This window comes from Flavobacterium humidisoli (genome assembly GCF_023272795.1).
Taxonomy (GTDB): Bacteria; Bacteroidota; Bacteroidia; order Flavobacteriales; family Flavobacteriaceae; genus Flavobacterium; species Flavobacterium humidisoli.
The window spans coordinates 4,378,096-4,390,484 of sequence record NZ_CP096829.1; the positions used below are offsets into that span (position 1 = coordinate 4,378,096).

The window sequence follows — 12,389 nt, forward strand, 5'->3', positions numbered from 1 at the left end:
ATGGTAATTTCTATTGGGTTACCTATAATAGCGCTCTAAAATCTAAATGTATATTTGCTAATGCTTGTTTGCGAGAAATATTGAATTCTAATTTACTCTGAATTTCTTTCGTATAAGCTTCTTTTAGTTCTGTGTTTTTTTGATCCAACAGACAGGGAAAGTCCATAATCTTTTTCAATGTTAGATTATGACCAATTATAACTCTTAACTCAACTCCTATTTAAATTTTGTTTAACGTTAGAATCTTATACAAATGCAGCTAGTGATTACTTTTGCAGCACCGTCTCCAAATGTTTTATAGTTTTAAAATATCACCTATTACTTTAACAAAACCATATTCTTCAAAACTATTCCAAAGAATTGGTACTGTCAGATTGTATTCTTTCCCCTTTGCCCATATAAGTCTGTATCCGCTGTGCTCCATATAAACACAACCATAATCTGCTTCTGTAGCTCTGCAAAACTCTTTAAAGTATTTGTCAATTGATTTTGATTTAGCAAAAAGACGACTCATATCACTGGTCACAGCCCAGAATTGAATTTCGATACAATCCTCTATTCTTGAAGAATAATCATTAATGTAAATTTCAACATTGCCGATCCACCATTTTCCATCAGCACCTTTATAATAATCGATAAAGTCAGATTCATCAGCAGAATCGGGAGTATAATTTTGAGCTAAATCATACAGATAATACTCTATTATCGTATGATCTTCTTCTACTAAAATACAGGTATCTACCCTCTGATTTATTCCTAAGTTTTCAAGTAAGGTTTTGGATATTTCTCCATTAGCATAACGGTCAATTTTGTACAGCTGATTATTGATTATTTCAAATGATGCTCTCTCTTTTTCTGAATGCTCATAAATGAATTGTAAAGCACCATTAAGCCTTTCTCTCTTGATGTATATTCTGTAATCGTAATCTAGTCCCATTTTTATAATTCGAATAAAATCAAATGTATTGCTTTTAGCTTAAAAAAATCAAAATTAAATTAATATTGAAGGAAGAAAGACATTACACATATTAAGCTTAGCTTCAACAAATGTTAAATATTAATAAAGCCCTGTAAAGTCTGATCTTTTTGCTTATTTTTGTTAGAAGCTCTTCAGAAAAAAGATTTAAAATTTCCTTTTAGTCGCTGATCAGATATTTATCTCAGCTATTACAAAAGCAAAAAACATTATAATCAGTTTTAAAAGAGCCAAAAAAATACCATTACAAATAGCCCCAAGACTATGAAAAAAATTACTCTAATGATCTGTCTGCTACTTGCCGCAGGCGTGAACGCACAGCAGGAAAAGGGAATTATCGGATATGCGAACTGGCTGGACAACTGGACAGAATTCAAGCCGCAGAAAACGGAGTCTAAAGATGCCAACCAAATACTGGCTGGAAATATCACACAGAACACCAAACTGATGAAAAAAAACGTGTACATCCTTCAGGGAAATGTATATGTAACAAATAACGCCGTTCTGACAATTGATCCAGGTACGGTAATTATTGGCGATGCAGCAAGCAAAGGAACTCTTATCATAACAAAAGGAGCCAAAATTATGGCAGAGGGACAGGAAACTGATCCTATCATCTTCACTTCAAACGCTAGCATGAAAAAAGCAGGCGACTGGGGTGGTCTTGTAGTCTTAGGAGATGCCCCTATAAATAAATTTGGCGGAGCTGGATCTTATACAATGGATCTTGACCCTTCTCTTACTGCATATGGAGGAGACAATGCAGCTAGCAGCTCTGGAGTATTAAAATTTATTCGTATTGAATTTGCTGGCCGAAAAGTAAAAGGAGCAGATAGCTTTAATGGACTAACTGTTGCAGGAGCTGGAAACAAAACGGTTTTAGAAAACATTATGGTGAGCTTCTCAGGAGGTGATTCATTTGCTTTTTATGGCGGAGATCTTAATGCTTCACAACTGGTTTCATACAAATCTATAAATGATGATTTTAAAATGACGCAAGGAACGCAATGCCGTCTTTATAATTCATTAGCAGTTAGATCTTCTTATTTATCAAGTAACAGAGATGGTTCTAGATGTTTGGAAGTTAAAGCCTATGAAAAGAAAAGCGAAACAGACTTTACAAGAAAATCTACTTTCGTTTCAGCTTCAAACCTTACTCTTCTAAACGACAGTGAAAACATCAAAGCCGACATTCAGGCTGGTCTTATAAAAGAAGCTGTTTACGTAGCTGACAATGCTACTCTAGAGCTTAAAAGAAGCGTAATTTCGGGATTCAATCCTGCTGTTTTATTAGACAGCCAAACAGTAGTAAATGGTGAAAACTTAAAGAAAATCAAGTTTGAAGAAATGTTTTTCAACCAGTGTACAGGTAATATCTTTACAGAAAATAATGCCGATAATTCTGATTTAGAAAACTGGTACGGCAATACTATATTTTCAAATGTATACTCACAAACCGACAATAAAGAGACTTTTGTTGATATTTACAATGCAAAAAGACCTGACTTTAGGCTTCAAATAGGAAAGATTACTGCATCGAGTGGCAAATAATTTTTTTAAAATATTATAAATTAAAAGGAAACATCTATTAAGCTGTTTCCTTTTTTTTTGCACCTAAAACTTCCATGTCTTGCAATAATTTCAAAAACAGGTAGAAATACTCTACTGCAAATCAAATCCTTATAATAACTTTAATATATATATTTTTCAATAGATAGTAATATTAAAAAGACAAAAGTATGAAAATAGGAATTATTGGCATTGGAAGTCTTACACTAGAACTGGCACAAAGAGCCTCATCTGCAGGTTATGAAATCCTTATTCATCATCCTCGCGGTAACTCCTTCATACGGCAAACGACTGAAAGTATAAGCAATGCTAGGCTAGTTTCACTTCAAGAAGCTGCTATAGCAGATGTTATGATACTTTTTGTTCCGAGAGAAGATCTTGAGAAAACCATTGGAATGTTACCAGATATGACTGGCAAAATCATCGTGCATACCAGCGGACTGATTTTTAATCCAAAACTTCTAGTGTCAAGTATTACCAGCGCTCTTACTTTTCAGATTACAGCTTCGCTCCTACCTAAAGCTTATGTTTTAAAGCTTTTCAGCCCGATAATGCTGGAACCACAAAAAACGTTGCACGCAAGAAAAACCGAAGATGAAATCTATTTTGCAGGAGACCATATACCTTCAAAAAATATTGTCAAAACTTTTCTAAAACACCTCGGGTTCAATCCATTTGACCTTTCTTCAAGATTAAAATCCCAGAAAACTGTCCTTCTTCACAAGAAGAACAGTTTACTTAATATCTGGTATCAGAATCAATACAGATCAAACTGATTTTTCTTTGCAGACTTATAAAACGAAATGATGCAGAAACACAAAATAGCTGTTAAAATCTATACCCTTAATTATTGTCTTAAGGATTTTCAGCGTTTGAACGTGATGTGTTCAAAGAATCTTTCTCTCTAGGCCTGCGACGTTCTGGACGTAAATTTTTCAGTTCACTCTCTTCTGCAAAAGTTGCGTCTTCTTTAAACTTGCCAGTCGAAATTTCGAAATCATCTGCCGTCCCAGTAATTTTCATCGGAATATTTATAAGTCCCATTGGTGGCAACCCTACACGAAACCCGACATTTATTTTTCCATCCATAGTAACCTGTCCTTCTAGCTTCGCTCTAAAACCAGCCATTTTCATGGTTGTTGGCGTTATGGTCATTACATTGTTCTTTATTGCCGAATGAATAGCAATTTTATTAAAAGTTGCTTTCTCCAAGTCGGCAGCATCTGCTTTTTTGGCTACATGGTTTAAAAGCTTGAAATTTTTAAATTTAATATCCTCCAGGGTTAATGTTCCTTCACCCTCAATAGATTTAAAATCGATATCCATATTCTGATCGATACTTCCTCCCAGCTGGTAATCAACCGAAACCAAGCCATACGCATCTTTAGCCATACTTACCAATTCGGCAAAAATAGGAATCTCAGCATAAGCGCGTTGGATATCAAAATTGCTAGCCTTAAAATTCGCATTGTACTTCGCTAAACGACGATGCTGCGCTTTATAATCGCCAGTCATTGCTATTTTAGTCCCAGCCATGTTAAACGCCGCTTCGGTTACCTGAACTTTACGATCATTAACCACTAGAGTTCCCGCAAAATCTTTAATCTTATAAGTATCAAATTGAAGATTATTGACTTTTGCAGCGATTTTTAAATCGGCGCTGCTAGGAATTCTTATTACATAGTTTTTATTCTTTGCATTGCTGCTCTTAGGAGCTGTATTTATAGGTATAGAATCCGTTTTTTGACCTACTTCTTCTTCGACTTTCTGGTCTGTATACTTTGCAATCATATCAAAAAACTCGTTTGCATCAATCTGATTACTAAATAGATTAATATCTGCCTTGAGCTTTTCGTTAGACTCGCGTAGATATTTTCTATTAAAAACATACCTTAAAATGTTATGTATGTATCCATTTAACACAATATCAGATTTACCGTAAGTGACATTAAATTCTTCAAAACGCATCTTATCTTTAAAAAACTTAAATGTTCCTTTAGAAATCTCAAAGGGCTCAGGAAACATGGTGCTCTTAATCACTAAATTCCGTGCTTCTAGCTTACCTCCATTTTTAATATTCTCATAATTTTTCGCATCTATATCTTTTTTAGATCCTTTAGCAATAAGATTGGTCTGGATAACTCCCGAAATGCTCAAATCTTTAATGGGGAATATCTGGGTTAATTTACCAACGTCCAAAGTTCCCTGAGTTTTTATATTGTAAACCAAATCGTAAAGATTACTAACCTCTCCTTGCACTTTAAAAGGCGATCCTGCTAAAACAAATTCAGCTTGCTGCAATTTTACATTTAAATCTTCTCCAGTACCTCTATCACTTGCTATTGCTGCGTTTAGATTTATATTTTCAACTGGCATATTTGGAAATTTGAGTGATTTCAAATAGCCATTCTTAATACTTGCCACTGCTTTTGAGGATGGATATTTTTTTTGTTTTCTGTTTAAAATTCCATGCATACTTACCTTTAAATTTAAATCTCCCCTAACTTCTAAACTGTCTAGAGGATAAAATTTATGCACTTCTGCCAGATTAATTTTAGATTCCAATTCGGTATCTACAGTAAAAGGATATAATTTATGGAGTTCGAAGCGTCCTCGAACAAAATTGCCGAGAGCTTCAGCATTCAAATTGTCTATTTTAGCCGAAACGTTTCGCAAAATACTGTCTTTAGCTGTTACCGCTAGATTTAGGTTGATATTTTTAATTGCATCTTTTTTCTTTATGTTTTGAACATATCCATTTTTTAAGCTAAGATTCAGCTGAAACTTAGGGATGCTTTTAATGATCGTATCTACTTTATTTAAACGCGGGCTAAAACCTAAATCTCTTAAAAAAATGCCGTCGGCTTTTAAATCCAAGGTAATATCTCCACGAATATCATTCTCGTTAAGATTTAAGGCCTCTTTTAATTTTGCCAAATCTAAATCTGCTTTTATAGTCGTTTTAATTTTTAGCTTTTTGAAGCCTTCAGAATAAAAATTAACTGTCGTTTTCTTTTTATCCAGATTAAACGACAGATTATCTAAATCAAACTTTAATTTATTAATGTCTAAATCCTTAACCACTGCTTTGGCTGATATATTGATATCTTTAACCGGATCTTTTATTCTTTTATAAGCAATTGTACCATTATTAATCTGTAAGTCAGCAGAAACAATTGGCTTTTCTGAAAGGTCTTGCATATACCTTCCGCGTGCAAAAATCCTAAAATCAATATTACCGCTAATTGTCATCTCTTCACGCCACTTATCGTAGGCTGGAGGCACAAGGGATAGCATTTCTTCTAAGGTAGAGTTTTTAGACTGCATACGCAGATCAAAATCATAGCCGCCTTTTATAAATGCAAAATGGCCATTAAATGAGAACGGAAAATTTTTAATGCGGATAACATTACGCTCAAATTTAAACTTAAGTGCTTTAGCGTCTATGTAAGTGATTATTTCAGCATTGATCGGTTTGTTTCGCACATAATCAACACCGTTTAAGCTAAAATCGAATGATTTTATTTTTACATTCGAATCAAGATCAAATAAATCTGCACTTAAATCACCTTTGCCTTTATAGTTCAAATCCTGAACCTTAAATTTTAAAAGTGCACTTCTGTCATTGTATGATATGTTAGTTTGCTTTATAACAACCTTTTTAATATTAAATTCTGTCTTTGCTGTATCTACAGATTTAGAAGGCTTGACAATATTAAAATTGGCATTTCCTTTAGAATCTATTTCTAGATTTAAATCTGCTTCATCAAGATATACGGCATCTAAAACAATCTTTCCCTTCAATAAACTGTAAAAATTCAGACCTGCAGATACCCTTCCCGCCTTTACAACACTTGCTGCTTCAAACTGTTTCTTTTTGCTTAATACGCTGACATTTTTAGCATAAATGGTCAATGCCGGAAAATGCTTAAAAACAGAAAGTCCTATCTGATCAAAACGAACTTCGGCATCTAGTTTCTCATTAGCTATACTTTCTAATTTAGCTGTTATTTCGTCTTTGAACACATACGGAACAATTGTTAGCACAATTATTAAAAGTAGAAATAAGGTGGTAATACTAATTGCAGCTTTCTTTAGGAACTTCTTAGTCATTTTTTTGGGGTATCGTTTTAAGATTTTAAAAATATAGATTTAGCTGTCAAGAAAAAATCTTGATTGAGATATTAACTCAAAAATAACAATTAAAAATTTTATTGATTTCTCAGATAGGCTTTCAAAAGAACATTTTGTTAAATTAATTATGCCTCTTATCGGTCAAGTTTGCCAATCTCTTGCAACTGATGAGCAAAACTGTGAAATAAATAGGTCGAGAATTTAATATAAAAATGGAATAGTATTCTCTCAATTAATGAATGAAAGTATATTTTTTGAACCTATTTTTAATTAAATTTACGTAACAACTTCAATTACAACACCATGGAAATAAATTATACGGAATTAGTTTCCATCAAACACGTAAGTGTCCAAAGAATAGAAAACAACGGAACCGCATCGTTTTTAGATACACTTTCTGTTGAAGAACCTCTTGAAATAAGGCTTTCTTATGGTTCTAATTCAGAGAGAATCCTAAAGAATATTTCGGTTACCATGCGAACTCCGGGCAATGATATTGATCTCGCGATTGGTTTTCTGTTTACAGAAGGAATTATTACTTCTTTTGAAGATATTCAAGATGCTTCTGCAATAAAAATGAATTGTCTGTCACAAAAACAAAACATTGTTCAGGTCGATCTTAAAGAAGGTTTTACTCCAAATTTGATGCAGACAGATCGAAATTTCTACACTACTTCAAGTTGTGGGGTGTGCGGAAAAAGTTCGATTCAATCTATAAAAACGGTAAGCCCATTTGGAAATTTAATAAGACCGAAAATCCAGATTAATGCAACTGTTTTTTATCAATTACCCGAAAAATTAAGAATAGCTCAAAGCGATTTTGAATCTACTGGCGGTCTTCATGCATCAGGACTTTTTAATATTCAAGGCGATTTGATTCTTTTAACTGAAGATGTTGGAAGACATAATGCATTAGACAAATTGATTGGAAGATCTCTTGTAAATCAATCACTCCCATTAAATGAACATATTTTGCTTCTAAGCGGAAGAGCAAGTTTTGAGTTAATCCAAAAAGCGGCAATGGCAGGAATTTCTATCATTGCTTCTATTGGTGCTCCATCAAGTTTGGCCGTAGAACTTGCGGCAGAGTTTAATATTACACTTTTAGGATTTCTAAAAGAAAACCGATTGAATATATACAATTCATCGGAACAAACTGTAATCGTAACACAATAGCCATTAAACCAAACACAATGAAGAAAGATCAAAAACAAAATACAAATGATTTAACCAATAAATTACCTGAAGCCGAAAATCCATACCAACTTTCGAAACTTAAATTAACAAAAGTAGAAAAATGGGCTGCCGGCGTTCCTGCAGTTATGGCCGCGGTAAGCGATCTTATAGAAGATAAAACAGTGCTAAGAGGTGGCAAGGCTTTGTTTAAAATGAATCAAATGGGCGGTTTTGACTGTTCCAGCTGCGCATGGCCAGATCCTGATGATGATCGGTCTCCTTTGGGAGAATATTGTGAAAACGGAGCAAAAGCCTTGGCTGAAGAAGCTACAACTAAAAAAGTTGATGCTGCTTTCTTTAAAGAAAACTCTGTTTACAGTCTTTCAAAATTAGACGATTACCAAATTGGAAAAATGGGAAGATTGACCGAACCGATGTATTTACCTGTTAACGGCACACATTATCAGCCCATAAGTTGGAATGAGGCTTTTACAAAAATTGCTTCACATTTAAACGCACTTGAATCTCCAAATGAAGCTGCTTTTTATACATCGGGAAGAACGAGTAACGAGGCTTCCTTCCTTTATCAGCTTTTTGCAAAAGAATTCGGAACCAACAATATGCCGGATTGTTCTAATATGTGCCACGAAACCTCTGGGACCGCTTTGAAAACTACAATCGGAATTGGAAAAGGAACGGTTACTTTAGAAGATTTTTATGACACCGATGTGATTGTGATAATTGGACAAAATCCAGGAACGAATGCTCCGAGAATGCTGAGTGCTTTAGAAAAAGGCAAAAAAAATGGCGCAAAAATTATTGCAGTTAATCCCTTACCTGAGGCTGGCTTAATGGGATTCCATAATCCGCAGGCTATAAAAGGTATAATTGGATCAGGCGGAAAACTTACAGATCTTTTTCTTCCGATAAAAATAAATGGTGATATGGCACTTTTAAAAGCTATTGAACTTTTGCTAATTGAATTGGAAAAGAAAAACCCAGGAGAAGTTTTTGATCATGAATTCATCAAAGACAAAACAACGGGTTTTGAAAATTTTGAGAAGCAGTTTGAAAATTTAGACTTGGATCATCTTGCCTTTCTATCTGGAGTTCCAAAAGATTTAATTATCGAAGCTGCAGAAATACTGGCCTTCAAAAAAAGAATTATTGTTTGCTGGGGAATGGGACTTACTCAGCAGCCAAATGGTGTTGACATGATTCGAGAGATTGTCAATATTTTATTGATTAAAGGAAGCATAGGAAAACCCGGCGCAGGAGTCTGTCCTGTTCGCGGACATAGCAATGTGCAGGGAAACCGAACCATGCTTATTGATGAAAAACCTACAAATGAACAATTAGATCGTCTTCAAAATTATTTTGGATTTAACCCGCCGAGAAATCATGGTTATGATGTAGTTGGAACGATAAAAGCCATTCACGAAGAGAAAGTGAAATTTATGTTCTGTATGGGCGGTAATTTTCTTTCGGCGGCACCAGATACGAATTATACCGCAGAAGCATTTCGAAAACTGAAACTGCTGGTTTGTGTATCTACAAAACTCAACAGAGGTCATTTGATACACGGAAAAGAATCTCTTATACTTCCTACGCTTTCCCGAAGCGATATGGATATTGTAAATAACGAAGTCCAGATTATCAGTACAGAAAACTCTATGGGCGTGGTACAATCTTCTAAAGGGGTGCTTAAACCTATTTCGGATCAATTGATAAACGAAACTCAAATTGTCTGCCGAATGGCGATGACAGTTCTTGGAGAAAAATCAGTTATCAACTGGAAGCGTTATCACGACAGTTATGATGATGTAAGAGAAGCTATCGAAAATTGCATTCCAGGTTTTGAAAACTACAATAATAGAGTTCGCGAAAAAGGCGGTTTTTATTTACCTAATGCTCCACGTCATGGTCAATTTACTGCTAAAGAATCTGCCGATCGTGCGGCATTTACTTTGACTGAAATTCCGGATAATGAATTGGAAACAGATGAATACATGATGGCCACAACTCGCACGCATGACCAGTTTAACACTACTATCTATGGTATGGATGACCGCTATAGGGGAATAAAAAATGAACGACGTGTTATTTTCATGAATCAAAATGATATTGACAAAGCAGGATTTAAAGCGGGAGATAAAGTAGATTTATTTAATTATAATGATGGCATTGAAAGAATTGCCCCTTTATTCCTTATCGTCTCTTACCAAATTCCAGAGCGAAATACGGTCACTTATTTTCCTGAAACAAATGTTTTGGTTTCTGTAAATAATGTGGTGAAAGAAAGCAATATGCCAGCTTCTAAATACGTGAAAATAAAAGTAAAAAAACACGATCCTGCTATTTATGAAAAGATAAAGCACATGTAATTCTTCTCAAAAAGAAATATTTAGCTGAAGACTTTTAGGAGCATTTCTCTTAGATTAATAAAACAAAAATTAATTACTTAATCTAGGTTAATCGACTGCTCTACTCTTCCTACATAAATTTGTCAAAGAAATCTAAGTCTAATAAAATAAATAAAAGCTTAGAATTTAATAACAATACCAAAATTAGGATACTCTTAATTTTATTAATCTTAAAACCAAAAAAAATGAGTACAATTACAGTAAAAGACGGAACAGAAATTTATTATAAAGATTGGGGAAAAGGACAGCCTATCGTTTTTCACCACGGATGGCCTTTATCATCTGATGACTGGGATGCACAAATGATGTTTTTCTTAAAACAAGGATATAGAGTTATTGCTCATGACAGACGCGGACACGGTCGCTCTGGTCAAAGTTCAGAAGGGAACAACATGGAAACCTATGCTGCAGACATAGCAGAATTGACTACTGCACTTGACTTAAAAGATGCGATTCATATTGGCCACTCAACTGGCGGAGGCGAAGTAATTCGCTATGCAGCAAAATATGGAAAAGGACGTGTTTCAAAAGCAATTATTATTAGTGCTGTTACACCGATCATGATAAAAAATGAGGCAAATCCTGATGGTCTCCCGTTGTCTGTTTTTGACGAAATTAGAGAAGGAACCGGATTTAACAGAGCACAATATTTTTATGATTTCCCTATTCCTTTTTACGGATGGAACCGCGAAGGAAAAACAATTCAGGAAGGAATTAAGCACAACTGGTGGCGTCAGGGAATGATGGGTTCTGTACTGGCTCATTATGAAGGTATTAAAGCTTTCTCTGAATCTGATTTTACTGAAGATTTAAAAAGTTTAGATATACCAGTCTTAGTACTTCATGGAGAAGATGATCAAATCGTTCCATATAATCAGGCTCCTAAAGCTGCTGCTCTTTTGAAAAATGGAAAATTAATTTCTTATCCTGGATTTCCTCATGGCATGCCTACAACAGAGGCAGAAACCATCAATAAAGATATCTTAGAGTTTATTAAAAAATAAGAAACAGCAGGTAAAAACAAAAAACAGGAATAAAAGGCCATTAGATGTAATGTTTAATGGCCTTTTTTTTATAGTACAAATTCTGATCTTACGGTTAACTTCAAAAATTGATACCGTAAACCTAGCTCAAAGGTATCGTTTGATAAAGCTCTGCACTATTTATAAATTTACGTTTATTCAATGTAAGAAATCTAACTCCTAATGAGAGCCCTAAATTTGATGACTATATATTTTAACTATTCAAAATCTCTCAAATGCACTTTAAAATAGTAACGAGAACCCTTTAGTATATTTTATAAATAAATCGATTAAAACTAGGATTGCGATCAGAACAATAAAAACTAGCAAATATGTAATTGTCTGGGCTTTTCTATTAAATTCAAAAGTCGCAGGATTAATAAAATAATCAGCATAGACCGCCGAAGAAATCTTAATATGCGGACAAAATAAAACAGCGCCCTGCAGAAAATGGCCGATCAGCAGATATTTATTTTTAGGGATATAAGTCATTCCGTTGTCAGCTCTGGAAAAATGAATGGGAATCTGCTTACCGTCCTTAAATCCAAAAATATAACTCGGCGAATATTTTGTTCCTATCTTTCTATCGATATCACTTACATAGGCTTCTCTACTCTTTTCCAGATCCTTATATAGAACGCTTTCGACATTACCGTTATACTGGTGTTGGTGCATGCCGTAACGATCCACAGAAATTGAAATAACCTTGTTCTGTTTCTGACGCTTATAGTTCTTAAATAAAATCCAGATACCCCAAAGCAATAGAGGAAAATATATAAGGTCAAAGATTATCTCTCCCTCAGATAAAGGACTGTTATGCTCCAACTGCATACTCAAAGGTATTCCAATAAATAAAGAAAGCATTGCCAGGCACAAAAGTCCAAACATCGCATACATTAACAGAGTAGCTGAAATATGGCGTTCAGAAGATACTTTTGGGAAATTTTCTTTATTGTAAATCATTTAATAATAGTGTTAAAAACCTCAAACCCAAAAATTCTGTAATTTTTAAAATTAAAACCGAGCTGTGCTTTTTCTTATACTGTAAAAAATCACTTATGAATTACAGCGTACTATTTTCGCAACTTG

The 12,389-nt window shown here is 34.3% G+C and carries 8 protein-coding genes; 5 read left to right on the forward strand and 3 right to left on the reverse strand.

The features are described 5' to 3' along the window. Positions 1–295: 295 nt before the first annotated feature. Positions 296–937: a hypothetical protein gene (locus tag M0M44_RS18810; RefSeq protein ID WP_248727068.1), complete on the reverse strand. Its 642-nt coding sequence runs from the start codon at positions 935–937 to the stop codon at positions 296–298. A 303-nt stretch (positions 938–1,240) separates the two neighbouring features. Here M0M44_RS18810 and M0M44_RS18815 point away from each other — a divergent pair, with 303 nt between their 5' ends. Together M0M44_RS18815 and M0M44_RS18820 are read left to right on the forward strand one after the other, a co-directional pair. After that, positions 1,241–2,527, forward strand: a complete 1,287-nt coding sequence (locus M0M44_RS18815) for a hypothetical protein (RefSeq protein WP_248727069.1) — start codon at positions 1,241–1,243, stop codon at positions 2,525–2,527. 188 nt (positions 2,528–2,715) lie between these two features. Further along, on the forward strand, positions 2,716–3,321 hold the full coding sequence (locus M0M44_RS18820) for an NAD(P)-binding domain-containing protein (protein WP_248727070.1): 606 nt from the start codon (positions 2,716–2,718) through the stop codon (positions 3,319–3,321). Positions 3,322–3,400: 79 nt separating this feature from the next. On the opposite strand, the gene M0M44_RS18825 is transcribed toward M0M44_RS18820, so the two are convergent. After that, positions 3,401–6,658 carry an AsmA family protein gene (locus tag M0M44_RS18825; RefSeq protein ID WP_248727071.1) on the reverse strand — a complete coding sequence of 1,086 codons (3,258 nt, stop codon included), beginning with the start codon at positions 6,656–6,658 and terminating at the stop codon, positions 3,401–3,403. A 324-nt stretch (positions 6,659–6,982) separates the two neighbouring features. Here M0M44_RS18825 and fdhD point away from each other — a divergent pair, with 324 nt between their 5' ends. The 3 genes from fdhD (at position 6,983) to M0M44_RS18840 (ending at position 11,282) form a co-directional block, all read left to right on the forward strand. After that, positions 6,983–7,855, forward strand: a complete 873-nt coding sequence (gene fdhD, locus M0M44_RS18830) for a formate dehydrogenase accessory sulfurtransferase FdhD (RefSeq protein ID WP_248727072.1) — start codon at positions 6,983–6,985, stop codon at positions 7,853–7,855. Between the two features lie 17 nt (positions 7,856–7,872). Next, positions 7,873–10,239 (forward strand): FdhF/YdeP family oxidoreductase, encoded by a 2,367-nt coding sequence (locus M0M44_RS18835; protein WP_248727073.1) that lies wholly within the window; start codon positions 7,873–7,875, stop codon positions 10,237–10,239. A gap of 224 nt (positions 10,240–10,463) precedes the next feature. Continuing rightward, on the forward strand, positions 10,464–11,282 hold the full coding sequence (locus M0M44_RS18840) for an alpha/beta fold hydrolase (protein WP_248727074.1): 819 nt from the start codon (positions 10,464–10,466) through the stop codon (positions 11,280–11,282). Positions 11,283–11,543: 261 nt separating this feature from the next. Here M0M44_RS18840 and M0M44_RS18845 read toward each other — a convergent pair whose 3' ends face one another. Then, positions 11,544–12,263: a hypothetical protein gene (locus tag M0M44_RS18845; protein ID WP_248727075.1), complete on the reverse strand. Its 720-nt coding sequence runs from the start codon at positions 12,261–12,263 to the stop codon at positions 11,544–11,546. Positions 12,264–12,389: the final 126 nt, after the last annotated feature.

Coding starts and splice junctions, on each gene's coding strand:
- M0M44_RS18845 (WP_248727075.1), bottom strand. CDS start 12,263: ATGATTTACAATAAAGAAAATTTCCCAAAAGTATCTTCTGAACGCCAT.
- M0M44_RS18825 (WP_248727071.1), bottom strand. CDS start 6,658: ATGACTAAGAAGTTCCTAAAGAAAGCTGCAATTAGTATTACCACCTTA.
- M0M44_RS18820 (WP_248727070.1), top strand. CDS start 2,716: ATGAAAATAGGAATTATTGGCATTGGAAGTCTTACACTAGAACTGGCA.
- M0M44_RS18840 (WP_248727074.1), top strand. CDS start 10,464: ATGAGTACAATTACAGTAAAAGACGGAACAGAAATTTATTATAAAGAT.
- fdhD (WP_248727072.1), top strand. CDS start 6,983: ATGGAAATAAATTATACGGAATTAGTTTCCATCAAACACGTAAGTGTC.
- M0M44_RS18810 (WP_248727068.1), bottom strand. CDS start 937: ATGGGACTAGATTACGATTACAGAATATACATCAAGAGAGAAAGGCTT.
- M0M44_RS18815 (WP_248727069.1), top strand. CDS start 1,241: ATGAAAAAAATTACTCTAATGATCTGTCTGCTACTTGCCGCAGGCGTG.
- M0M44_RS18835 (WP_248727073.1), top strand. CDS start 7,873: ATGAAGAAAGATCAAAAACAAAATACAAATGATTTAACCAATAAATTA.